The following is a 23,633-nucleotide window of genomic DNA, read 5'->3' as shown; positions in this document are numbered from 1 at the left end:
TGTGTAGGAGCTGCCGAAGGCTGCGATCTTTTGATCTTTTATTGATCTGCGGTTTGCATCCCCGCCCGGCTCGGCCGGCCCAGCGTACGCGAAAAAAACTGTCCGGCTTCGGAGATCATGTTGCGGTGGATGTCTTCGCGGTCCACGCCGTCGGCGTCGGTGCACAGCGCCGGCATGGCGCGGATCTGCTCTTCGTTGCACGGCGCCATGAACACAAAGTGCCCTGCCCCGGCGAGCAATTTGAAGTCCGGGGCGGTCGGCAGTTTGCGCGCCAGGGCGGCGGCGTTCTTGTCGAAGGCCACCAGTTTGTCGCCGTCGCCGCTGTACAGCAGCACCGGCACATGCACGTCTGCCAAGGTGTGACGACCGAACTTCAGGCTCAGTGGCGCCATCAGCAGCAGCGCGTGCACGCGCGGATCGGCCACTGGCTGCAAGTCATCGCGATCGACGATCAGTTCGCCCTGGGTGTTGCAGGCATCGCGGTCGTCTGGGCGTTCCTGGCAGTAACGGCGCAGACGATCCAGATCCGGCTGCGCGCCCGAGAGGATCAATGCGGTTTCGCCACCCGCCGAATAACCAATCACCCCGACCTGATCGGCGTTGACGAACGGCGAGAGCATCGGGTCGCCGAGGGTGGCGGTGATTGCTTCGGAAATCTGGATCGGCCGCCCATACAGATTGCTCAGGGTGCCGAGCCGGCTGTGATCCTTGGAGTTGTCGCCGGGATGAATCACTGCCACCACCACAAAGCCCTTGCGTGCCAGCGAGGTGGCGAGGTCATGCAGCGCGATGGGCGTGCCGGTGTTGCCGTGGGACAGCATCAGCATCGGAAAGCGGCCGATGGCGACTTTGGTGTCGGCGCCGGCCTCGACACTGTAGCCCTCAAGCAGACTGTTGTGTTCGCGATCGCTGGAGGGATAGAAGGCGATGGCGCGCATCGGTTGCAGATCCAGCGGATCGAGGAAGGTCATCTCGTGGTAACCGACACTCCAGACAGGGTGTCGCCCGGGCGCGGCATGCACTGAACCGAGGCTGCCAAGCAGGCAAATCAGTAACGTTGCACAAAGACGCATCATGGGATGGCCCACCCTGTGTTACTCAATCGAAAGATCCTTCGTGTTCCGACGCCCGAACCCCCGAGGTTCGGTGATCCGGCGCGGCGTTGCACTCAGACGTTGATCGTTTGACTGCATAACCCGGGCCAGATTATGCAACAGTCAGAAACAAAAAACTCCGCATCTGGCCCTTGCAGAACCAGAATACAGAGTTTTTTGAGAGGCTACCTGAACCGTAGCTGGGCTTTACGCAATGCTTACGCAGCGGCGAACAGTTGCTCGCTGATCTTCGCCTGTGCAGCGCTCATCGCGTTGTTGCGCACTTCATCACCGTATGACAGGCCTTCGGCACGGACGATTTCGATGTCGGTGATGCCGAGGAAGCCCAGTACCAGCTTCAGATATTCTTCGTGAGCGATACCGCTCGCCTGACCGGCATGGATGCCGCCGGAGGTGGAGACGATGACCACTTTCTTGCCACCGCACAGGCCTTCAGGGCCGGCTTCGGTGTAACGGAAAGTCTGGCCGGCAACGGCGACGCGGTCGATCCAGGCCTTGAGCTGGGTCGGCACGGTGAAGTTGTACATCGGAGCGGCGATCACGATGGCGTCGGCGGCGATGAATTCAGCCAGCGTCGAAGCGCTCAGTTCAGCTTCGTGCTGTTGTGCGGCGTTGCGCAGTTCAGCGCTGGTGCCGGCGGCCACCAGGGTGGTCGACGAGAAGTGGCTGATGGCGTCGGCGGCCAGGTCGCGGTAGGTCACCACGGCAGCAGGCTCGGCGGCTTGCCAGGCATTGACGACTTGACTGCTCAACTGACGGGAAGCCGAGTTGTCGCCCAGAATGCTCGAATCGATGTGCAGCAGTTTCATGTGGAATCTCCTGGAAAGAATCGCCGGTGGCGACGGAATGGAGACAATCCTACGGAAGAAACCAATAGCTGATTAGCCGCCGGCAATGCGATAGTTCGTCCCACTGATAGAACGGTGGATTTTTCATGCAGGATCTCAACGATCTCTACTATTTCGCCAAGGTGGTCGAGGCCGGTGGCTTCGCGGCAGCCGGGCGTTTGCTGGGCATTCCCAAGTCACGGCTGTCACGACGCATCGCCGAACTCGAAGAACGCCTCGGTGCGCGCCTGTTGCAACGCACCACCCGCCAATTGAACCTGACCGCTGTCGGCGAGCGTTATTTGCGCCACTGCCAGGCAATGTTGCTCGAGGCGGAAATGGCCGACGAAGCCGTCGCCAGCATGTCCAGCGAACCTCGCGGGCGCTTGCGTGTGTCCTGTCCGACCGGTCTGGCGCGGGAAATGCTGCCGTGGGTGATTAGCGACTTCCTCGGCAAATTCCCCCAGGTGCAATTGGAGGTGGTGCTGCTCAATCGCCGGGTGGATCTGGTCGCCGAAGGTTTCGACGTGGCGTTACGCGTGCGTGAACTGGGTGATGAGGACCCGTTGCTGGTAACCCGCCGTCTGCGCCAGGCGCAAATGGTCGTGGTGGCCAGCCCTGCATTTGTTCAGGGCAAAACGATCACCCACCCGCTGGACCTTAAGTCGCTGCCGGTGCTCGGCGCGCTGGAAGCCGACCGCATGGTGCACGTGCGTCTGCTCGATCAACAGGGCAACAGCGTCGAGCTGAACATGGAAGCGCGGCTGGGTATCGATGACTTCATCGTGCGCAAAGCCTGTGTGCTGGCAGGCCAGGGCTTTACCCTGCTGCCGATGATGAATTGCGAGGCCGACCTTGAGAGTGGCGCGCTGGTGCAACTGCTGCCCGAGTGGTCGTTGCCGGGGGGCTGGTTGCAAGCGGTGTATCCGCATCGGCGCGGGGTGATGCCGGCGGTGCGGGCGTGGATCGATCATCTGGTCGAATCGTTCAATGCGTGTGGGGAGCGACTGTTATGACAAAAGGAAAGATGAGCGAAGCGGATGTCGCCGCGTTCTGCCTCGCCCTGCCCGGCGCGCGCGAGGATTACAAATGGGGCGGCGTGCGGGTGTTCTCGATTGCCGGCAACAAGATGTTCGCCCTGCAGGGCCTGCGCGGGGACTCATTGGCGTTCAAGGTCGACAAGGATCTGTTTCTCGGCCATTGCGACCGCCCGGGCATTCACCCGGCGCCTTATCTGGCACGGGCGCAGTGGATCATCATGCATCCGCCCTACCCGCTGGCTGCCGAGGAATTGCGCGGGTTGCTGACGCGCTCGCATCAGTTGGTGGTGAGCAAGTTGCCGAAGAAGACCCAGGTTGGATTACTGCTGTAAACCCGCCCCCTGTAGGAGCTGCCGCAGGCTGCGATCTTTTGACTTTGATCTTTAAAAAAACAAGATCAAAAGATCGCAGCCTGCGGCAGCTCCTACAGAGGAATTTGTGGTGATTTAGAACAATGAAAGCAGGTTCGATCCGAGAAACAGCTGGTCGATCCAGAACACCTGATGCAACGCCACAATCGCCCAGAACAGAATCTGAAACGACACCTTGCGCGTCTTGTGCCGGAACACTTGCTGGGCGATCAGCGCGCCGGGCCAGCCGCCGGCCAGTTCCAGCGCGTGCAGGATGTTCTCCGGGGTGCGCCAGGCGTCGGCGCGGGCCTTGCGCTTGTCCGCCCAGTACATGAAGAACGTCAGCACGCTGACCACGCCATAGGCGGTCAGCGGTACCAGCGAAATCCCGCGCAGCCACATCGACAGTGAGCCGAACAGTGGCAATGCGCAGACGACCAGCAGCACCGCCAGTTTCAATCTCAGATGCTGAATGCCGCCACCGGACGGGCGTCCGTCCGGGCGGCGTGCGCGCGAATCACTCATGGCTTGGCCGCCGCCCAGTCCACCCAGCCGAACTGCCAGGTCGCCAGAATCACCAGACCGAAGACAATCCGGTACCAGGCGAATGCCGCGTAGCTGTGGCTGGCGATGAACTTGAGCAGACCGCGCACGGCGATCATGGCGAAAATGAACGCCGTGACGAAACCGATGGCGAACACCGGGAAGTCTGCGGGTACGAACAGATGACGATACTTGTAACCCGAGTACACCGCCGCCCCGACCATGGTCGGCATGGCCAGGAAGAACGAGAACTCGGTCGCAGTCTTGCGCGACAGGCCGAACAGCAGACCACCGATGATCGTCGAGCCGGAGCGCGAGGTGCCGGGAATCATCGCCAGGCACTGCGCGAAACCGACTTTCAGCGCGTCTTTCCAGGTGATCTCATCCACTGTTTCGGCGTGTACTTCGTGCTGTCGGCGTTCGGCCCACAACATGATCACGCCACCCACCACCAGCGCCGTTGCAACGGTGATGGGATTGAACAGGTATTGGTGGATCAGGTCGGCAAAAATCACCCCCAACACCACTGCCGGCAGAAACGCGATCAGCAGATTGGCAGTAAAGCGCCGCGCACTCGGCTGGGTCGGCAGGCCGATCACCACGTCGAGGATCTTGCGACGAAACTCCCAGACCACCGCGAGGATCGCGCCGAGCTGGATAATGATGTTGAACGCCATGGCCCGTTCGCCGCCGAAGTCGAGCAAGTCGGCAACAATGATCTGGTGTCCGGTACTGGAAATGGGCAAAAACTCCGTCAGCCCCTCTACAACTCCTAGAATCAGTGCCTGCAAGGCGATCCAAAGATCCATCAGTCCCCCAAAGAGCGATGCACATCGGCATGCCCCGATAGTATTTTTCTAACGTTCACTGCGTTCAGCGTAGCTGGTTGTTGCTGTACCGATTCCGCGCGCACAGGATCCACACGAAACGGTCAAAATTCCGTGAAATATCAACTTTGATTCAGGTTTTCACGCGCGGGGCCGAAATCCTAACAGACAGGCCTCAATAGTGCTGCGGCGTTATACGACTTGGGTCGCGTATGCCCGATCACCGAAAACGTGATTGGATGCTGGCGTTGATTTATTACAAGAAAAAGAAATCGGAGTGACAGCGTTATGAACAGCTTGCGCAGTGTGTCGATCAGCCGACGCTTGTGGCTCATTTTGATTGTGGCAGTGGTGATGCTGCTGACCTTGGGCGTGTTGATGCTCAAGCAGATCCACGATGACCTCTACCACGCCAAGGCGCAGAAAACCCAGCATGTGGTGCAGACGGCCAGCGGCCTGCTGACCTACTACCACGACCTGGAAACCGCTGGCACCCTCACCCGCGACGCCGCGCAGAAACAGGCGTTGACTGCCATTCGAGGCTTGCGCTACGACCAGAGCGATTACTTCTGGATCAACGACCTCACGCCCGTGATGGTCATGCACCCGACCAACCCCAAGCTTGAAGGCCAGAACCTCTCGGCCATCCGCGACCCGGACGGTTTTGCGGTGTTCAACGAGATGGTCGCGATCGCCAAAAGCAAAGGTGCGGGCATGGTCAATTACCGTTGGCCCAAGCCTGGCGCCAGCGAGCCGGTGGCGAAAACTTCCTACGTCAAACTGTTCGAACCGTGGGGCTGGGTGCTCGGTTCGGGCATCTACATCGATGATGTGCAGAGCGAATTCCAGGGCCAGGTGATCAAGGCCACGGTGATCGGTCTGGTGATTGCGCTGATCATGGCCCTGCTGGTGATCCTGATTGCCCGCAGCATCGTGCGCCCGTTACAGGAAAGCGTGAACGCCATGGCCAACATCGCCAGCGGCGAAAGCGACCTGACCCGCAGCCTCGACACCCACGGCCAGGACGAAGTCACGCAACTGGCCCATCACTTCAACGCCTTTACCGCCAAATTGCGCCGGGTGATCGGTGACTTGCAGGTGTCGGCCAGTGCGCTGGGCCAGTCGTCCAGCGAACTGGGCAACGATGCCACCCAGGCCCAGCAACGCAGCCAGCAGCAATCACAGCAGATGGAACTGGTGGCGACCGCGATCAACGAAGTGACCTACGGCGTGCAGGACGTGGCAAAAAACGCCGAACACGCCGCCGCTGAAATGCGCGATGCCGAAGCTCAGGCGCAACAGGGCCAGATCAACATCGACGGCAGCCTGCAACAGATCGACAAGCTGTCCGGAACCATTGATCAGGCGGTCGAGGTCATTCGCACGCTGGCGGTGGAAAGCACGCAGATCGGCAGTGTGCTGGAGGTGATCCGCTCGATTGCCGAACAGACCAACCTGCTGGCGCTCAACGCGGCCATTGAAGCGGCACGCGCCGGTGAACAGGGCCGGGGCTTTGCGGTGGTGGCCGACGAAGTTCGTCTGCTGGCGCAGCGCACGCAGAAATCGACGGCGGAAATCCAGTCGATGATCGAACGCCTGCAAAGTCATTCCGAAGCAGCGGTCAAGGTCATCGGCGACAGCAGCAAAGCTTCGCAACTGACCATCGAACAGGCAGGCCTCGCCGGGGCCAGCCTCAACGCCATCGGCCAGGCTTTGCGCAACCTCAATGGCCTGAACGCCTCGATTGCCAGCGCCACGCTGCAACAGGCGCATGTGGTCGAGGACATCAATCAGAACGTCACCCAGGCGGCCGGGTTGTCTCACAGCACGGCGCTGGCGGCGGAGCAATCGAGCGTGGCGAGTGTGAAGCTTGGGCAGTTGAGTGAGCAGTTGAACCAGCTTCTACGCCAGTTCCGCGTCTAACACCGCCCCCTGTAGGAGTGAGCCTGTTCGCGATAGCGTCATATCAGTCAACCCCGGAGTGGCTGACCCACCGTCATCGCAAGCAGACTCACTCCTACAGGGTTTCGCGGTTTCCCATCAAAATCGGTAACAGGCTTATTCCGACAGGTTTTTGGGTACAATCCGCTCCCTCCTGAACTCCCCCAAGGAACCCCCATGTCCGGGCTTGAACTGTTTGCCGCCGCCCTCGGTGTGATCGCCGTGTGGCTGACGGTCAAACAGAATCCGTGGTGCTGGCCGATCGGCCTGGTCATGGTGTTGCTGTACAGCTGGATTTTCTATGACGTAAAGCTGTACTCGGACATGTTGCTGCAAGTGATCTACGCTGCGCTGCAAGTTTACGGCTGGTGGCAATGGACCCGCGCCGGGACGATGCATGACGGGCGCGACGTCACGCGCCTGGGTCGGCGCTCGATCCTGCTCGGCCTTGGCGTGGGGGCGCTTGGCAGCCTGCTGCTGGGCGCGGCCATGGCGCACTGGACCGATGCCGCACAACCGTGGCTCGATGCCGCACTGACCGCCTTCAGCCTTGTCGCTCAATTGTGGATGGCGCAGAAACGCCTGCAATGCTGGGCGCTGTGGTTCGTGCTGGATATGATTTTCGTCGGCCTGTTCCTTTACAAGGGGCTGTACCTCACCGCCGCACTGTATGCCCTGTTCACCTTGATTGCGCTGCAAGGCTGGCGTGAATGGCGCGCCGATCCGGCGTTGCAACGATGAAGGTGGTTGTCCTCACCGGTCCGGAATCCACCGGCAAGAGCTGGCTGGCTGCGGGCCTTCAAGCACACTTTGGCGGTCTGCGGGTGGATGAGTACGTGCGCTGGTTCATCGAGCAGAATCCGCGCGATACCTGCCTGAACGACATCCCCGACATCGCCCGCGGGCAGTTGCAGTGGGAAGATCAGGCACGGGCGCAGCAACCCCGGCTGCTGATTCTCGATACCCATCTGCTGAGCAATATTCTGTGGAGCCAGACCCTGTTTGGCGCCTGCCCCGCGTGGCTGGAACCCGAGTTGCTGGCGCGGCATTACGACCTGCACCTGCTGTTGTCGCCGGAGCATATCGACTGGACGGACGACGGCCAGCGTTGCCAGCCGCAACTCAGCGAGCGCATGGCGTTCTTTCAGGCCACCCGCGATTGGCTGGAACAAAACGGGCAACCGCTGCAAATCATTCAGGGCCATTGGAATGAACGCCGCTCTCAGGCTTTCGACGCCGTTGCTCGTTTGTTGGCCGATCATCCCGCCGAATAGCCCCTTTCGGGGCTCAAGTGTCCATTCCTGATACACCTCCCCCAGCGCAGAGCAGCCAATTCAATGGCCTTCATCGTTCTGTAAGACCATCTGTTACGCCCATGAAACACTGTTGGGCAAACCCTTGTTCCAGAGCTTTGCGCCGCCTGTGACCACTTGGCTGCCCACGGGACTGTTTCAGCGCTGAAACAGATTTTGTATCAGCGTTACACGCGCCATCGCCAACCCATTGAAAATCAAAGACAACTCAAAAGCGGCACAGCTTTCGCTCTCTCCTTCCCAACGCTGACAAGAGCCAGCCCACTGAAGAAGGAATTGCCACCGTGGGGAATTTCAATAAAGGCCTGACCTGCCTTCTGCTGATCGGATCAGCCGCCAGCACATTCATCAGTTTCAACGTTCAGGCCGAAGGCAATGGCGTGATCGTTCTCAACCGCGACGTCCAGCCGATTCCTATCGGACGCAGCGGCGGCAAAGACCCCTACCCAACCACGGTCAATGCCAATCCTTCCGATCGAATCCATCAAGCGATGACCAGCACCGAACTCAGTGACGGTGAGTTCGCCAGTGTGGCCAGCGGCTCTTCGATCCGCAGCAACATCATCACACCGAACTCGGACATGCCCGGCATGAACGTCCTGACCAACCCCAACGGCCTGCCAGGCATGAGTGCCGGTCATGGCGGCGGCGGTGGCGGCGCGATTTCCAACACGATCAATCGCTCCTTGAGCACCGGTCTGGCACCCCTGACCCGCATGGCTGGGGGGCAATGAGATGAATCGTTCCCTTCTGCTGCTTGCCCTCTTCGGCTGCACCAGTGCGATGGCCGATCCCGGTTCAGTGAACAACGCGAACATCCAGGACACCGGTGCGCAGTACCGCGGCAACTTCAACGTCAACCAGGCCGCCGGCGACCAGATGCAACAGACCAACACCAAGGCGATCGCCATCGGCACCAACGCCAGCGCCACGACCATCGTCAGGCAGAAGCTCGATACACCGGCAAACCCTTCGATGAATGCCAGCGCCACCATTGGCGGCAACGCTTTCAGTAATGGCAACGGGATCCTGGGCGTGAACCAGGGCGCCGGTGCCAACAATCAAATGGCCAACGTGACGCGCATCAGCATCAGTGCTGCCCCGCAAAGCGTTGACGACAGCGCCCTGTCGCAACAGAACGTGGCGCTTTTACCGAGCTCAGGAGCAACTGGTACCTCACCCGGCAGTCGCCAGGTCACGACAAGTGATCAGGCCTTCACCGGCAGCCGAGGGGTAATCCAGGTGAACCAGAGTGCCGGGGTGGGGAACCGCATGGCCAACACCCTGAGCATCCGGGTCGCAGACTGACCCAAATAAAAAAAGCAGTGCAATTAGAAAGTACCAACACTTAACCCAACTAATAAGCACGATGGAGAAACACCATGAAACCTACAATGGCTCTCAAACCACTGGTTTTCGCACTTGCAGCAGTAATGGCAATGGCGGCTCAAGCGGGCGGCAATGATCATGGTAACGGGCATGGCAATGGTCATGGCAACCATGAACCAAAAGGCCCAACCCTGGAACAACTTCTGCAGATCGGCGCAGGTGCCGGGGCGGCAGTGCTCGACGAACAAAACAGCGATGGCAACGTGGTGAAAAACCAGGGCACGGTCAACAACGCCAACGCCAGCGACTCGCTCAATGGTTCTAACGGCAACATGGGCGCCAACGTTGCAGCTGGCGACGGCAACCAACAAGACAACGCCGCTGCCCTGGCTACCGCCGATGAAAGCTTCATTTTCGGCACTGCTGTTGCTGCCTCGAGTGCGACTCAAGTCAACAACAACAACTATGTGAAAAACTCGTCCACCTTCAATAACGCTACGCTCAACAATGCAGGCAACAATGGTTCCGGCAATATCGGCATCAACGTGACTGCGGGCAGCTTCAACCAGCAGAAAAACAACCTGGCGATCGCCGTATCCGGTGGCCGTGTAGCCACTGCCGCGGCTTCCGCCAACCAGTCCTCAACTGGCCTGGTCGTAGAAAACAAAGGCGTGCAGGCCTACAAAACAGACACCCTTACTGGCACCTACGCGGCCGCTGGCACGTTTAAAGCCAAAGGCACTGCAACCATCGAAGGCGATGACCACGGCGGTTACGACAATCGTGGCGGCCACGGTGGCAATGATGACCAGAAAGCCAAGTTCGAAGCCGTGGGTACCTTTGGCCTCGCTGGCGTCACCACTCAGCAAGTGCTGACCAAAGATGGCTGGAAAGCACCTGTCGTCAACAATGCCAACATGACCAACTCGATGAACAACTTCTCCGGCAACGGCGGAGCCAACGTCTCGGCGGGTGTGGGCAACCAACAAAGCAACTCGCTGTCCATCGCTGCAGGTTGCAAAGCCTGCATGTAATCGCGATCGAAACGAAAGCCCCGGAAACGGGGCTTTTTCCTCAGTCCGCAAAGGCGTATCGATCATGCGTAAGACTGCCTTTATCGCCCTGCTTTGCCTGTCCGGCCTGACCCAGGCTGCGCAGATGCCCGTCGCTGCCCTGCCCGGCGGCGTACTCGTCTACAAAAACGTGCAAAGCATCCGTGAGCGCAAGTTTTCCGACATCGTCGAACAAAAAACCGATTTCAGCTGCGGCGCCGCCGCACTGGCCACGGTACTGCGCCAGGCCTATTGGCTCGACGTCGATGAGGAGCACATCATCAAAGGCATGCTGGTCAACGCTGACCAGGCCCTTGTTCGCACTCAAGGGTTTTCCATGCTGGACATGAAGCGCTACGTAGAAAGCATCGGCATGCGCGCCAGGGGTTACAAGATTCCGCCGGAAAAGCTCGACGATGTCACGATCCCGGTGGTGGTACTGATGGAAATTCGCGGCTACAAGCATTTCGTGGTGCTGCAGCGCTCGGACAAGAGTTGGGTTTACATCGCAGACCCGGTTCTCGGCCACAAACGCTACGCCCATGATGACTTTGTCAAAGGCTGGAACGGCATTGTCTTCGCCATCGTCGGCCCCGGATACGACAAAACCAATGCACTGCGCAGTCCTCCGGCACCGCTGACCGCCAAGAACAAGCTCGATTCTTTCAACCCTGTCAAAGATGCTGAATTGATGGACTTCGGGTTCATACAGAGCGACTTCTTTTAATCGCCGATTATAAAGAATGGGGCTGGATGTCCCGGGAGCAGCAGATGAAAACCTCATACTGGCTTGCCGCCGCCTGCCTGGCAGCGAGCGCGTCAGGCTATGCCAATGCAGGGTTCAAACCTATCGAAATCACTGATCAGGAGCTCGCCGAGCTACGCGGTCGTTACGTCATGCCGGGGCGGATCATCAGCTTCGGCATTGTCATGAGCAGTACCTGGCGCAACGCCAGCGGTGATCTGATCGGCGCTGCGACGTCGATGCAAATCCAGGCCGCCACGATCAAACCGGAATTCTATGTCTCAACCATCAAAGAACAGGGCAATGGCAGTACCCTGACTCAGGGCACTGGCAGCGTCGTAGGTGGCGCGGCACTCAACAGCAGCCAGGGCGTGACCCAAAGCGTACGCGCCGCCGGCGACAGCAACACCGCCAACAACAACGTGGCGATCAACGTCAAAGAGGCCAACACCCCCCCTGCCCTGGTACCTGCACAAGGTCAGGCGTTGATGGCCGGGCAAACAATCGGTGCCAGCAATGCTGCCGGCAGCGTCGCCGTTTCAGCCACCAGCGGTGGCGTGCAGATGGCTATTCAAGCTGCGGGCAATCAGGGCGCAGCCCTGCAACAAGTCGCCCAGGGCGGCCTGCTGCAGAACACGCGTCTGCTTGGCAGTGCCAACGTGGTCAACAACATGACCCAACTCAATGTTGTGCTTAGCAATAACGGCATCAGCCCTGGCGCACTGGACTGCAACCTGACTCAACTCAGGGCACTACGCAATATTGGATATTGAACTACTCTGAGTCTCGATCATTGGGCTTAAAGGGACGGCTTATTCATGTATCGATCAGTATCACTGCGTGCAGCTGTATGTTTGAGCACTCTTCTACCTGCGGCAATGCTGCAAGCAGCACCCGACGCAGATGTGGAGATTCTGAAACAGGAACTCCTGGAGCTGAAACAACGATACGAAGTACAACAAAAAGCCCTGGCGGTGCTCGAACAACGGGTCCGTCAGGTCGAAGACCAACCGGCGGCCCCACAACCCAAACGACTGGCCAAATCGCCGGCCGACATGAAAGGCAATCCAAAAGTCGCGACCAGCACCGGGGCTCCCGGGGTTGGCGCGGCGGCAGCGTCGGGGGGCGCAGCCGGGGGCAGTGGCGCGTCTTATGGGCAATCGCTGGCCGACGATTCGCAACCGGCACAGAGCGTATCCAACCTCTACGACGAGGCCAGCGGCTTCTTCGGCGGCGGCAAGTTCAGCTTTGAAACCGGCGTGACCTACTCGCGTTACGACACCCGTCAACTGATCCTCAACGGCTTTCTGGCCCTGGACTCGATCTTTCTGGGCAACATCAACCTCGACCGGATCAAGGCCGATACCTGGACTCTGGACCTGACTGGCCGCTACAACTTCGACAATCGCTGGCAGTTCGACGTGAACGTACCGGTGGTCTACCGCGAATCGACCTACCAGTCCGGTGGCGGCAACGGTGGCGCGTCCAACGTCACGACGGAACAGGATGTTTCGCGTGATCCAACCATCGGCGACGTCAACTTCGGCATCGCGTACAAGTTCCTCGACGAGTCGGTCAACACCCCGGACGCCGTGGTCACTCTGCGGGTCAAGGCGCCCACCGGCAAGGACCCGTTCGGGATCAAGCTGCGTCAGACCGACGCCAACTCCAACCTGTTCGTGCCTGACACCCTGCCTACCGGTAACGGCGTCTGGTCGATCACCCCCGGCGTCTCGCTGGTCAAGACGTTCGACCCGGCTGTGCTGTTCGGCAGCTTGTCCTACACCCACAACCTGGAAGAATCGTTCGACGACATCAGTTCGACGGTCAACCAGAAAAACCCAGGCAAGGTACGCATCGGCGACAGCTTCCAGATCGGTGCCGGTATTGCGTTCGCTCTGAACGAGAAGATGAGTATGTCGTTCTCGGTGTCTGACCTGGTGCAACGCAAGAGCAAGCTGAAACAGGACGGCGGGGATTGGGAATCGGTGGTGTCCAGCGATGCCAATGCCGGTTACTTCAACGTCGGCATGACCATTGCCGCCACGGATAACCTGACCATCGTGCCCAACCTGTCGCTCGGTATGACCGACGATGCCCCAGACTTCTCCTTCAGCCTGAAATTCCCGTACTACTTCTAAAGCAAAAGATCGCAGCCTTCGGCAGCGCCTACAGGGATTACACCTGTAGGCGCTGCCGAAGGCTGCGATCTTTTAATCTTTGATACCTAGCGAATCTGATGTTTGTGCAACAACCGATAGAACGTCGGCCGGGACACCCCCAGCACCTTCGCCGCCACACTGAGGTTATCGCTGTGGCGGTTCAATACATCGCACAATGCCTGGCGTTCGGCGCGGGTCTTGTAATCTTCCAGTGTGCCCATCGGCGTAGAAATCGAGTGCTGGCTGATCAATCCCAGATCACGGGCCTCGATCTGCCGGCCCTCGGCCAGCACCAGACCACGTCGCACCCGGTTGGCCAGCTCACGCACATTGCCCGGCCAATCGTGCTTGCCCATGGCAATCAGCGCATCCTCGCTGAAGCTGCGTGGACGGCGGCCGGTTTCGTGGCTATAGAAGTGGGAGAAATGGTTGGCCAGCATCGCCAGGTCACCGTGGCGCTCGCGCAATGGTGCGGTCACCACTTGCAGCACATTGAGCCGGTAGTACAGGTCTTCACGAAAACGCTTTTTCTCGATGGCCGCCTCCAGATCGACGTGGGTGGCCGCCAGCACCCGCACATCGACCGGAATCGGCTGGCTGCCGCCGACACGTTCGATGTGTTTTTCCTGAAGGAATCGCAGCAGGTTGGCCTGCAATTCCAGCGGCAGATCGCCAATTTCATCGAGAAACAACGTGCCACCGTTGGCCGCCTCGATACGCCCGACCTTGCGCTGATGCGCACCGGTGAAGGCGCCTTTTTCGTGGCCGAACAGTTCGGACTGGATCAAGTGCTCGGGAATCGCCCCGCAATTGATTGCGACAAACGGCTTGTTATGCCGCTGGGATTGGCGGTGCAGCGTGCGGGCGACCAGCTCTTTACCGGTGCCGCTTTCACCACGAATGAGTACGGGAGATTCGGTGGGCGCCAGTTTGCTCAACAACTTGCGCAGCTCGCGGATCGGCTTGCTGTCGCCGAGCAATTCGTGCTCCGGCTGATCGATGTGAATCGTCCCCTGCCCGCGCAAACGTGCCATGCCGAATGCCCGGCCAAGGGTCACTTGAACCCGCGAGACGTCGAACGGCAAGGTATGGAAATCGAAAAACCATTCGCAGACGAAGTCACCAACGTTTTGCAGGCGCAGGACTTCCTGGTTCAACACCGCGATCCACTCGGTGCCACTGCGGCTGATCAGTTCCTTGACCGCCTCGGGGCGTTCAAGGTGAAAAGGTTGCAAACGCAGCAGTCCGACATCGCAAGTCCGATCGGCGGCATTTTCCAACGTACAACTGTCGACATCCCACCCTGCCGCGCGCAAACCGGGTAGCAGGCGGTGACAGTCGTCACAGGGGTCGACTACCAATAATCGTCGTAACGCTGGCGCTTCGATCATGACTTTTCCTTGGCGCCAAATTTAAGGAAATTATTGTAAAAACAATCATTTGGCAGACCCGACTGTAACACTAGCAAGAAATTGACAGGGCCTTGTATCGATTGCTTATAGGTGTACAAGCTAACGCGTTATAAGAAGCGAGTTTATTAGTCAGCTATCGAGTTGAATCTTTCACCTGGCTTTCAAAAAACTGTCGGTACGCTGAGCATAAAAAAGAAAGTTGAAATTTCTTTGTATCGTGTGTGACCTGTCACGGGGTTGCGTGCATCAGTACAAGTAACCAGCCGAACGGTAAGCCCAACCGACGGCACATCACTTGATTGGGCACCTTAGAGAGAAGACCCCATGACCGCCCCGCTCCGTATCAACGAAGCTCTTTTGATTGCCAACCACGCGTTCAAACCCTTTCAGTGCGTGGCCTGGGCCCCACAAGACGGTAACGGTGTACTTAACCTGACCGTCATCGACCGTACCAACTCGCATATCGGCCGCAAGCAGATTCCGAGCAGCGCCTACTCCGATCCGGCGCAACTCGAGCAACTGCTGCTACAGGCGCGCACCGAACTGAGCAAAGAAGGTCACCTGCTGCAATCGTGGTCGATGCCTGATTGATCAGAGGGTAATGCGGATGACTTCAATGTCATCCGCCCACTTCTTCATTAGTTATCCGCTGCCGCGACCTCCCGTACTTTTGTACAACTTCTTTTAAAGCGTCGGGCGCCACTGCTTGTCACGCTTTCATTTGGTTCAAAAAGACACTGTTCTGGCACAGTGCGACCCTCCGCCTGTTAGTTATGTCAGTTGTACTTCGGCGTATTCAGGGATTGAATGTTTCGCTCATGCAGTTACCCGCCCCGCCGGGCACGGTCAACTTGCAAGGAGAGGCATGCATGATTACCGAGAACGCTTTAGCGCTCCCGCCACCAACGACTAACGCCGGACAACTCGACAGAGGGTTTGCCCACTCCGGCATTGCCCAAGTGTATTTCGCCGGCAGCGTCTCCAGCATGACCCAAGGCTTGGCCCTCGACCCACAAGGCCGGGTGTTGGTGGCCGCCAAGGTCGGCACTGCCAACGGTAGCCGTTTCGGGCTGGCGCGAATGCTCTCCGACGGTTCTGCCGATCTCGGTTTCGGTGTTCATGGCAGTGTGATCGGCGAATTCGCTTCCGGCTTCGACGCCATGGGCGCCAAAGTGCAGGTGTTGGCCGACGGGCGAATTCTGCTGGCCGGCCTGCATTATGAAAATGCCCACCGCACGTTGCCCGCCCTCGCACGGTTCAACACAGACGGATCACCTGACCCGACGTTTGGCGACAACGGTCGACAAGTCGTGCGCCTGCCCGGCGATCTGTCGATCGGTTCACGCGATCCCTGGCTACCGCCCGGCGTGCCGGGGACCGAAGCCTGTGACTTTGCGGTGCAGGACGACGGGCACATTCTGCTGATCGCCAATCACCACTTCGAACTCGCGGACCATGCTGGCATGCTGATTCGCCTGACCCCAAACGGCGCGCTCGATGCAAGCTTCAATGGTCGCGGCTTCGTGATGATTCGCCATCTGTTACTCAATACCTGGATCAACAGCCTGTTGCTGCAGGACGACGGGCGCATTGTCGTCGCGGGCTCCATCGGCTTCCCCCAAGAGGGGCTGGTGGCGCGCTATCTACCCGACGGCCGTCTGGACGAGCGCTTCGCCGTGGACGGCTTCCTCGCCTTCAAGGCCCACGGGCAAAGCGCGATGGTCAGTCAGGTTCTCGTATCGATGGAGCATCTGCACTGCTTTGGCAGCAGTCGCGATCCTATCCGCTGCATGGCGCTGAGCCTGCACCCCAACGGGCGCCCGGAGCTGCGCAACAACGTCGGCCACCCGCACCTGCTGGAAATCGGCCCCAGCGGCTGCCAATGGAGCGCGGCCCACTGCATGGCCGATGGCCGAATCATCGCCGTGGGCGCGACGATTGGCGGTATCGAGGCGGATTTCATCGTCGCGCGCTACCTGCCCGACGGCCAACTTGACGAAGCGTTTGGCAACGGTCACGGCTGGCTGCGCACGCGTCTGGGGCGCAGCCTCGATACCGCCAATTCGCTGGCCTTACAAGCGGACGGCGCGATCGTTGTCGGCGGCTATTCGCTGGAAGGCAATTACCGTGCGATGGTGGGGCGGTATCTCAATCGATAGGAAAACAAGTGCAAACAGCATTCACCGTTGGTCGGGAATACCTTCATACCTGTAATTTCTGACAGTAGACACCCCCCTTGATCGCCGTTCAGATAAAGAGCCGCGCAGATCGCTGTGCGTCTACCTGAAAAAGGAATTTTGATATGAACGATCAAGTCAAACTGAATGAACAAGGTACGTTAGTTCAACCCCCGAACAAGCGCGAGCACCGGATCTACACAGCTATTATCGGTGTCAGCGATGGCCAAGGTAACGAAATTCCACACGATGGCACTACCCTGAGCGACGTATTATCTTTTAAGGGACATGCCTATCCCGATCAACGCGTGCAAATATTTGATCGAGGCAATCCGGCTCATGATGATTTCTTCCCGGTTGACGACATCGGTAACTTTTTCGTTACCCTTCCCAATCAGGAATGGGGGTATCACATCTACAGCGCGCACACCAGCAATGGGGAAGTGTCACCACCATGGGCTATCTTTGTGGATGTGCGGGAAACAGCGTCAATCGAATACGTGAGCGGGCCTGACGGTGAAAACATCGAACCCGGCGGGGCCACATTGCATGATGAATTGCACTTTGTGGGTAGGGGCACCGCTAATCAGACAGTGGACCTTCTCGATAACGGAAAGGTTATCCAGACACTCAACGTCGATGTAATCCGACATTGGAGTGCCCACGTCAAAGAACTGCAAACAGGCAGCCATGAGTTCATCGTTCGGGGAGAAGACGGTGAGCTATCAAATCCGTGGCGTGTCCTGATCAAATTACCGGTCCCCCTCAGCGCTCAGTTTGTTATCGGCCAAGAAAATTATCAGTTGATTGAACAGCACGGCTCCACCACTGATAGAACGATAACATTGGTCGGTACGGCACACCCGGACGAAACAGGCTGGATTGCCGACTATCGCGGAAATCTGGTTCGCTTCCGCGCAAATCAGAACGGTGTCTATCAAGTAACGATTGAGGAACTCCGAGAAGGGGTCCATGCATTGAGGACCGTATCCGATAAGGGCAAGATATCCGACCCTTATTTCATCCGGGTCGTTTCGTCAAAACTTTGATAATCATCCCTCGCATTAACAATGAAGGCCCGCCGAGTCACGGCTCGGTGGGCTTTCATCGTCAGCGCCCTCGTTGCGCGAGACTTCTGTCCAAAGAATGCGAGATATATCCAGTAACACCTTGAACTTGCCCGTCACATCCGGCAATTTGCGCGCTTCTGAATATAAGGAGCAACCGATGTCCGGTTCACTGGCCCAGGCGTTCGCGCACAATTTCCTCGGGCATTCGCCCCGCTGGTACAAGGCGACTATCGTCGGCTTCCTGATCCTCAATGCCCTTGTGTTGTTCACGGCTGGCCCGGTTGCCGCCGGCTGGCTGCTGGTGATCGAATTCATTTTCACCCTGGCCATGGCCCTCAAGTGCTATCCGTTGATGCCCGGCGGCTTGTTGCTGATCGAGGCCCTGCTGCTGAAGATGACCACGCCGCAGGCGCTGTACGATGAGCTGGTGCACAACTTCCCGGTGATCCTGTTGCTGATGTTCATGGTCGCCGGCATCTACTTCATGAAGGACCTGCTGCTGTTTCTGTTCTCGCGGCTGCTGCTGGGCGTTCGTTCCAAGGCGATTCTGGCGCTGATGTTCTGCTTTCTGTCGGCCTTCCTGTCGGCGTTCCTCGATGCCTTGACCGTGACCGCGGTGATCATCAGCGCGGCCGTCGGCTTCTACTCGGTGTATCACCGCGTCGCCTCAGGCAACGACCCACGCCAGGACAGCGAATTTGGCGATGACCAGAACCTGCCGACCCTGCATCACAATGACCTGGAACAATTTCGCGCTTTTTTGCGCAGCCTGCTGATGCACGGCGCGGTTGGCACAGCGCTGGGCGGCGTATGCACTCTGGTCGGTGAGCCGCAGAACCTGTTGATCGGCCATGAGATGGGCTGGCATTTTGGCGAGTTCTTCCAGAAAGTCGCACCGGTGTCGCTGCCGGTTCTGGCAGCGGGCCTGCTGACGTGTGTGTTGCTGGAGAAACTGCGCTGGTTCGGTTACGGCACGCTGTTGCCGGACAACGTGCGTGCAGTGCTGGCCAATTACGCAGCCGAAGACAACGCCGAGCGCACGGCGCGGCAACGCGCTGCACTGTTGGTGCAAGGTGCCGCCGCATTGATTCTGATCGGTTGCCTGGCGTTTCACGTGGCGGAAGTCGGCCTGATCGGCTTGATGGTGATTGTGCTGATCACCGCGTTTACCGGGATCACCGACGAGCATCGTCTGGGCAGCGCGTTCAAGGACGCCATGCCGTTTACCGCGCTGCTGGTAGTGTTCTTTGCCGTGGTCGCGGTGATTCACGATCAACAGCTGTTCGCCCCGCTGATTCAGTGGGTGCTGGCGCTGCCGGCAGATCAGCAGCCGGGCATGCTGTTTATTGCCAACGGCTTGCTCTCGGCGATCAGCGACAACGTGTTCGTCGCCACGATCTACATCACCGAAGTGAAACAGGCCTTCCTGTCCGGGCACATGAGCCGCGAGCACTTCGAGACGCTGGCGATCGCGATCAACACCGGCACCAACCTGCCGAGCGTGGCGACGCCCAATGGTCAGGCGGCGTTCCTGTTCCTGCTGACGTCGGCAATCGCCCCGCTGGTGCGCCTGTCGTACGGGCGGATGGTGTGGATGGCGTTGCCGTACACCTTCGTCATGGGCCTGCTGGGCTGGTATGCGGTGAGCTACTGGCTGTAATCACACCGAATAATCTGTAGGAGTGAGCCTGCTCGCGAATGCGGTGTGTCAGGCACCTCATATGTTGCCTGACACACCGTCATCGCGAGCAGGCTCACTCCTACAGTTATTTTTGCGTTTGTTCAGCGCGGGAGGATGTATCTTTCGATGGCCTGGGCCACACCATCTTCAGTGTTTGACCCGGTAATCACATCGGCCTGACGCTTCACCGTCTCTTCCGCCTGCCCCATGGCAATCGACAGTCCCGCGCAATGGAACATGGCCGGGTCGTTGCCGCCATCGCCAATCGCCGCCGTCTGTTCCAGCGGGATGCCAAGATGCGCGGCAATGGTCGCCAGCGCGGTGCCCTTGCTGGCTTCCAGCGCCGTCACGTCCAGGTACACCGGTTGCGAGCGCGAAACCTGTGCCATGCCGTTGACCTCGGGCAGCAGGCGCGCCTCAAGCTCGATCAGCAGATCCGTGTTGTTGCTGGTGGCGACGATTTTGTCGATGCGCTCCAGATACGGTTCGAAACTCTCGACCACCACCGGCGGATAACCGAGGCCGTGCTGTTCGCGCGGCACCATCGGCCCGTGCGGATCTTTGAGCAACCAGTCGCCACCGCTGAACACCCAGATTTCGACCTCCGGTTGATCGGCGAACAACGCCAGGGCAATCAACGCCGTCGTCGCGGGCAGGTAATGCGCCACCAGCAGGCTGCCATCCGGGTTGACGATGGTGCCGCCATTGAAGGCGGCGGTCGGCAGGTCGACGCCCAGGGCTTCGATCTGCTGCAACATGGCTTTGGGCGGGCGACCGGTCGCCAGGCTGAACAACACGCCGGCCTCGCGCAGCGAGCGAACGGCGTCGATGGTGCGCTGACTCAGGCTGTGATCGGGCAGCAACAGCGTGCCGTCCATGTCGCTGAGCAGAAAGCGGATCGAGTCACTCATCCCAGGCCATGCCAGACGCGACCGTCGCGAGTCAGCAGATCATTGGCCGCTTGCGGGCCGTCTTCACCGGCGGCGTAGGCCTGCACGCTCGCGTCCTGCTGCCAGGCGTCGAGGAACGGTTGCACCGCGCGCCAGCCGTTCTCGATATTGTCGGCGCGCTGGAACAGCGTCTGGTCGCCGGTCAGGCAGTCGTAGATCAGCGTTTCATAGCCGGTGGACGGCTGCATCTCGAAAAAGTCTTTGTAGGCGAAGCCCAGTTCGATGTTGGCCATGTTCAGCGCCGGCCCCGGCCGTTTGGCCAGCAGGTCGAACCACATGCCTTCGTTGGGCTGGATCTGGATGCGCAAATAGGTCGGTTGCAGCTCGTCGACTTCGGTGTCACGGAATTGCGCGTACGGTGCCGGTTTGAAGCAGATGACGATTTCGGTGTCACGCACACTCATGCGCTTGCCGGTGCGCAAATAGAACGGCACGCCGACCCAGCGCCAGTTGTCGATCATGACCTTCAGCGCGACGTAGGTTTCAGTGTTGCTGTCGGGCGACACGTTGGCTTCCTGGCGATAGCCGGCCAACGGTTTGCCATCGAGTTCGCCAGCACTGTACTGGCCGCGTACCGAGTTGGCCCGCGCTTCTTCGACGGTCCATGGACGGATCGCGCCGACCACTTTGGCCTTCTCGCCACGCACGGCATCGGCGCCGAACGCAGCCGGCGGTTCCATGGCGACCATCGCCAGCAACTGGAACAGGTGATTGGGCACCATGTCGCGCAGCGCACCGGTGTGCTCGTAAAAACTGCCACGGGTTTCGACGCCGACGGTTTCGGCGGCGGTGATTTGCACGTGGTCGATGTAATGGTTGTTCCAGAACGCTTCGAACAGGCTGTTGGAGAACCGGCTGACCAGAATGTTCTGCACGGTTTCCTTGCCCAGGTAATGGTCGATCCGATAGATCTGCTTCTCGGACATGACCTTGAGCAAACAGGCGTTCAACGCTTCGGCCGTGTGCAGATCGGAACCGAACGGCTTTTCGATCACCACCCTTCTGAATGCTTCGGGGGTCTCTTCCAGCAATTTGGCGGCGCCGAGACGGCGCACCACTTCACTGAAGAAACGCGGCGCGGTGGCCAGGTAGAACACCGCATTGCCAGTGCCGCTGTCGGCGATTTTCGCCGCCAGCGCGGAATAAGTGCTGTCGTCCAGGAAGTCGCCCTGGACGTAGCTGATACCTTTGGCGAGCTTGGCCCACAAGGCCGGATCAAGCATCTGATCGCCCTTGCCGACCTTCGCCGCCACTTCGGTACGGATGAAGTCTTCGAGTTTTTGCGCGAAGGCTTCATCGGTAATGGCGTTGTGATCAACACCGACGATCCGCAGATTTTCGTCAAGCAAGCCGTCGCGACTGAGGTTGTACAGCGCCGGCATCAGCAAGCGCTTGACCAGGTCGCCGTGGGCACCGAACAAAAACAGCGTGGTCGGTGGTGCGGGTTCTGCCTTGGATTTTCTGCGGATCGTATGGGTCATTTCTTCGGTGTCTCCACGTGGCCGCCGAAGCCGAAGCGCTGGGCCGAAAGAATCTTGTCGCCAAAGGTGCCCTGGCCGCGCGAGCGGTAGCGCGAGAACAGCGAGTTCGACAGCACCGGTACCGGCACCGCTTGCTCCATGGCCGCTTCGATGGTCCATTGGCCTTCGCCGCTGTCGGCCACCGAACCGGAGAAGCCGTCGAGCTTCGGATCGCTCGCCAGCGCATCAGCCGTCAGGTCGAGCAGCCAGGACGACACCACGCTGCCACGACGCCACACTTCGGCGATGTCAGCGACGTTCAGGTCGAAACGCTGATCTTCCGGCAGACGCTCGCTGGACTTGGTCTTGAGGATGTCGAAGCCTTCGGCGAAGGCCGCCATCATGCCGTACTCGATGCCGTTGTGAATCATCTTCACGAAGTGCCCGGCACCGGCAGGACCGGCGTGGATGTAGCCGTGCTCGGCGCGGTGATCCTCGGACTTGCGATCCTTGGTGCGCGGAATCTCGCCCATGCCCGGCGCCAGTGCGGCGAACAGCGGGTCGAGACGGTTCACGGTCTCGGCGTCGCCGCCGATCATCATGCAATAGCCGCGCTCCAGGCCCCAGACGCCGCCGGAGGTGCCGACGTCGATGTAATGCAGGCCCTTCTCGGCCAGCGTCCTGGCCCGGCGAATGTCATCCTTATAGTTGGTGTTGCCACCATCGATGATGGTGTCGCCGGCTTCCAGCAGGTTGCTCAGGGTTTCAATGGTGTCTTCGGTCGGTGCGCCGGCCGGCAGCATGACCCATACGGCGCGTGGCTTGGCCAGGCCGGCGACCAGTGCTGGCAAGTCGGCAACGCCCGTGGCGCCCTCGGCGGTCAGGGTATCGACAAAGGCGGTATTGCGGTCGTAAACAACGGTGGTGTGCCCGTTGAGCATCAGGCGCCGCGCAATATTGCCGCCCATGCGGCCCAGTCCAATAATCCCGAGTTGCATGTGCTGATGCTCCTTACTACAAATAAATAGGTGACATTGGTTATAGCCCAACGCGACTAATGGAGGTTAGTCCAGAGCGTCGGGCCGAAGTTTCCGGGCATTGTGCCCGATCCAGACTGATAACGTCGGGAAACGTGCCGAAGACACACCGACCATGAAAAATAAAAAAGTTCCATTCACGGGCAAAAGAAATCAAAATTGGCGCCGATAGCAAGTCAGTAGCCCCGGACCGGGGACGATTTGCAGTTGAGACACGCCATTTGCGAGGTGAGCAATGGGCACAGTACACACAGCAATGCCGCCACAAACCCTGTACGTCACGATCCGTCGCGATGAATTGCGTCAGTTGAAAGACGAGCGCGACCAGTTGAAGCAGGAGCTAGCGCAGCTGCGCTCGCTGACCCAGGGCGCTCAGCCCAAACCCTTGCCGGTTGTCCAGCGCAACCCGCACGCCTGACCTGCCCGCCAGTTTCGGGAACGGCGCCTGTCGTTCCCGGCATGATCCTCCCCTGCCAGCAATCAGCAACTAACGAAGTTTTCACATTCTGTTCGTAATACTCGCGCCCATTCTGGCCGTGCGTTTGCGCGCGGCTTCCGTTCGTCGGTTTCATGAAGCGTTCCGGCGGTGGTTAGTGACGATG

General features: G+C 59.3%; 24 protein-coding genes. 16 read left to right on the top strand and 8 right to left on the bottom strand.

Going from position 1 to position 23,633, the window contains the following annotated elements:
- Window positions 1–38: 38 nt before the first annotated feature.
- Together KKQ10_RS02055 and KKQ10_RS02050 are read right to left on the bottom strand one after the other, a co-directional pair.
- On the bottom strand, window positions 39–1,076 hold the full coding sequence (locus KKQ10_RS02055) for an alpha/beta hydrolase family protein (RefSeq protein ID WP_215500012.1): 1,038 nt from the start codon (window positions 1,074–1,076) through the stop codon (window positions 39–41).
- A gap of 236 nt (window positions 1,077–1,312) precedes the next feature.
- On the bottom strand, window positions 1,313–1,924 hold the full coding sequence (locus KKQ10_RS02050) for an FMN-dependent NADH-azoreductase (RefSeq protein ID WP_127647647.1): 612 nt from the start codon (window positions 1,922–1,924) through the stop codon (window positions 1,313–1,315).
- A gap of 125 nt (window positions 1,925–2,049) precedes the next feature.
- Here KKQ10_RS02050 and KKQ10_RS02045 point away from each other — a divergent pair, with 125 nt between their 5' ends.
- Complete coding sequence (locus KKQ10_RS02045; RefSeq protein ID WP_215500011.1) at window positions 2,050–2,958, top strand: LysR substrate-binding domain-containing protein; 909 nt, start codon at window positions 2,050–2,052, stop codon at window positions 2,956–2,958.
- The gene (locus KKQ10_RS02040) at window positions 2,955–3,314 is read left to right on the top strand and encodes an MmcQ/YjbR family DNA-binding protein (RefSeq protein WP_215500009.1); all 360 of its coding nucleotides are present in this window, start codon (window positions 2,955–2,957) and stop codon (window positions 3,312–3,314) included. The genes KKQ10_RS02045 and KKQ10_RS02040 overlap by 4 nt, the downstream gene beginning before the upstream one ends.
- A 114-nt stretch (window positions 3,315–3,428) precedes the next feature.
- Here the strand turns inward: KKQ10_RS02040 and KKQ10_RS02035 are convergent, their stop codons facing one another.
- The gene (locus tag KKQ10_RS02035; RefSeq protein WP_127647650.1) at window positions 3,429–3,857 is read right to left on the bottom strand and encodes a DUF1294 domain-containing protein; all 429 of its coding nucleotides are present in this window, start codon (window positions 3,855–3,857) and stop codon (window positions 3,429–3,431) included.
- Window positions 3,854–4,684 (bottom strand): undecaprenyl-diphosphate phosphatase, encoded by an 831-nt coding sequence (locus KKQ10_RS02030; RefSeq protein WP_215500007.1) that lies wholly within the window; start codon window positions 4,682–4,684, stop codon window positions 3,854–3,856. Before KKQ10_RS02030 ends, KKQ10_RS02035 begins: the two co-directional genes overlap by 4 nt.
- Window positions 4,685–4,990: 306 nt before the next feature.
- On the opposite strand from KKQ10_RS02030, the gene KKQ10_RS02025 reads away from it, so the two are divergent.
- The 9 genes from KKQ10_RS02025 to fapF all read left to right on the top strand — a co-directional run bounded on the left by KKQ10_RS02025 (window position 4,991) and on the right by fapF (window position 13,223).
- Window positions 4,991–6,625 carry a methyl-accepting chemotaxis protein gene (locus KKQ10_RS02025; protein ID WP_215500005.1) on the top strand — a complete coding sequence of 545 codons (1,635 nt, stop codon included), beginning with the start codon at window positions 4,991–4,993 and terminating at the stop codon, window positions 6,623–6,625.
- A gap of 195 nt (window positions 6,626–6,820) precedes the next feature.
- Window positions 6,821–7,384 (top strand): nicotinamide riboside transporter PnuC, encoded by a 564-nt coding sequence (gene pnuC, locus KKQ10_RS02020; protein WP_127647653.1) that lies wholly within the window; start codon window positions 6,821–6,823, stop codon window positions 7,382–7,384.
- Window positions 7,381–7,917: an AAA family ATPase gene (locus KKQ10_RS02015; protein ID WP_127647654.1), complete on the top strand. Its 537-nt coding sequence runs from the start codon at window positions 7,381–7,383 to the stop codon at window positions 7,915–7,917. The genes pnuC and KKQ10_RS02015 overlap by 4 nt, the downstream gene beginning before the upstream one ends.
- Before the next feature lie 323 nt (window positions 7,918–8,240).
- A complete protein-coding gene (gene fapA / locus KKQ10_RS02010; protein ID WP_127647655.1) occupies window positions 8,241–8,690 on the top strand; it encodes a functional amyloid chaperone FapA in 450 nt (149 codons plus the stop codon).
- 1 nt (window position 8,691) lies between these two features.
- Window positions 8,692–9,264 (top strand): fibril amyloid subunit FapB, encoded by a 573-nt coding sequence (fapB, locus tag KKQ10_RS02005; protein ID WP_215500003.1) that lies wholly within the window; start codon window positions 8,692–8,694, stop codon window positions 9,262–9,264.
- Window positions 9,265–9,338: 74 nt separating this feature from the next.
- Window positions 9,339–10,319, top strand: coding sequence for an amyloid-like fimbrin subunit FapC (gene fapC, locus KKQ10_RS02000; RefSeq protein ID WP_127647657.1), 981 nt, complete (start codon window positions 9,339–9,341; stop codon window positions 10,317–10,319).
- 64 nt (window positions 10,320–10,383) lie between these two features.
- Complete coding sequence (gene fapD / locus KKQ10_RS01995; protein ID WP_127647658.1) at window positions 10,384–11,064, top strand: fibril amyloid maturation endopeptidase FapD; 681 nt, start codon at window positions 10,384–10,386, stop codon at window positions 11,062–11,064.
- A gap of 44 nt (window positions 11,065–11,108) precedes the next feature.
- Window positions 11,109–11,855 (top strand): fibril amyloid subunit FapE, encoded by a 747-nt coding sequence (fapE, locus tag KKQ10_RS01990; RefSeq protein WP_127647659.1) that lies wholly within the window; start codon window positions 11,109–11,111, stop codon window positions 11,853–11,855.
- Window positions 11,856–11,900: 45 nt separating this feature from the next.
- Window positions 11,901–13,223, top strand: a complete 1,323-nt coding sequence (gene fapF / locus KKQ10_RS01985) for a fibril amyloid transporter FapF (RefSeq protein ID WP_215500001.1) — start codon at window positions 11,901–11,903, stop codon at window positions 13,221–13,223.
- Window positions 13,224–13,309: 86 nt separating this feature from the next.
- Here the strand turns inward: fapF and KKQ10_RS01980 are convergent, their stop codons facing one another.
- On the bottom strand, window positions 13,310–14,635 hold the full coding sequence (locus tag KKQ10_RS01980; RefSeq protein ID WP_215499999.1) for a sigma-54 dependent transcriptional regulator: 1,326 nt from the start codon (window positions 14,633–14,635) through the stop codon (window positions 13,310–13,312).
- Window positions 14,636–14,980: 345 nt separating this feature from the next.
- Here KKQ10_RS01980 and KKQ10_RS01975 point away from each other — a divergent pair, with 345 nt between their 5' ends.
- The 4 genes from KKQ10_RS01975 (at window position 14,981) to nhaB (ending at window position 19,563) form a co-directional block, all read left to right on the top strand.
- The gene (locus tag KKQ10_RS01975) at window positions 14,981–15,247 is read left to right on the top strand and encodes a hypothetical protein (RefSeq protein WP_127647662.1); all 267 of its coding nucleotides are present in this window, start codon (window positions 14,981–14,983) and stop codon (window positions 15,245–15,247) included.
- Window positions 15,248–15,525: 278 nt separating this feature from the next.
- Complete coding sequence (locus tag KKQ10_RS01970) at window positions 15,526–16,815, top strand: NHL repeat-containing protein (protein WP_215499997.1); 1,290 nt, start codon at window positions 15,526–15,528, stop codon at window positions 16,813–16,815.
- Between the two features lie 143 nt (window positions 16,816–16,958).
- Window positions 16,959–17,882, top strand: coding sequence for a hypothetical protein (locus tag KKQ10_RS01965; RefSeq protein WP_215499995.1), 924 nt, complete (start codon window positions 16,959–16,961; stop codon window positions 17,880–17,882).
- Between the two features lie 178 nt (window positions 17,883–18,060).
- Complete coding sequence (nhaB, locus tag KKQ10_RS01960) at window positions 18,061–19,563, top strand: sodium/proton antiporter NhaB (protein WP_127647665.1); 1,503 nt, start codon at window positions 18,061–18,063, stop codon at window positions 19,561–19,563.
- A gap of 122 nt (window positions 19,564–19,685) precedes the next feature.
- Here nhaB and KKQ10_RS01955 read toward each other — a convergent pair whose 3' ends face one another.
- The 3 genes from KKQ10_RS01955 to gnd are packed head-to-tail and all read right to left on the bottom strand — an operon-like array spanning window position 19,686 to window position 22,992.
- Window positions 19,686–20,495: an HAD family hydrolase gene (locus KKQ10_RS01955; protein WP_215499994.1), complete on the bottom strand. Its 810-nt coding sequence runs from the start codon at window positions 20,493–20,495 to the stop codon at window positions 19,686–19,688.
- Window positions 20,492–22,015: a glucose-6-phosphate dehydrogenase gene (gene zwf, locus KKQ10_RS01950; protein WP_215499992.1), complete on the bottom strand. Its 1,524-nt coding sequence runs from the start codon at window positions 22,013–22,015 to the stop codon at window positions 20,492–20,494. The genes KKQ10_RS01955 and zwf overlap by 4 nt, the downstream gene beginning before the upstream one ends.
- On the bottom strand, window positions 22,012–22,992 hold the full coding sequence (gene gnd, locus KKQ10_RS01945; protein ID WP_127647668.1) for a phosphogluconate dehydrogenase (NAD(+)-dependent, decarboxylating): 981 nt from the start codon (window positions 22,990–22,992) through the stop codon (window positions 22,012–22,014). Before gnd ends, zwf begins: the two co-directional genes overlap by 4 nt.
- A 274-nt stretch (window positions 22,993–23,266) precedes the next feature.
- Here gnd and KKQ10_RS01940 point away from each other — a divergent pair, with 274 nt between their 5' ends.
- Window positions 23,267–23,449, top strand: a complete 183-nt coding sequence (locus KKQ10_RS01940) for a DUF6026 family protein (protein ID WP_003225385.1) — start codon at window positions 23,267–23,269, stop codon at window positions 23,447–23,449.
- The last annotated feature ends 184 nt before the right edge of the window (window positions 23,450–23,633 follow it).

This window comes from Pseudomonas sp. MG-9, from assembly GCF_018729515.1.
Classification (GTDB): domain Bacteria; phylum Pseudomonadota; class Gammaproteobacteria; order Pseudomonadales; family Pseudomonadaceae; genus Aquipseudomonas; species Aquipseudomonas serboccidentalis.
This window is presented reverse-complemented; position numbering and strand designations above follow the sequence as displayed.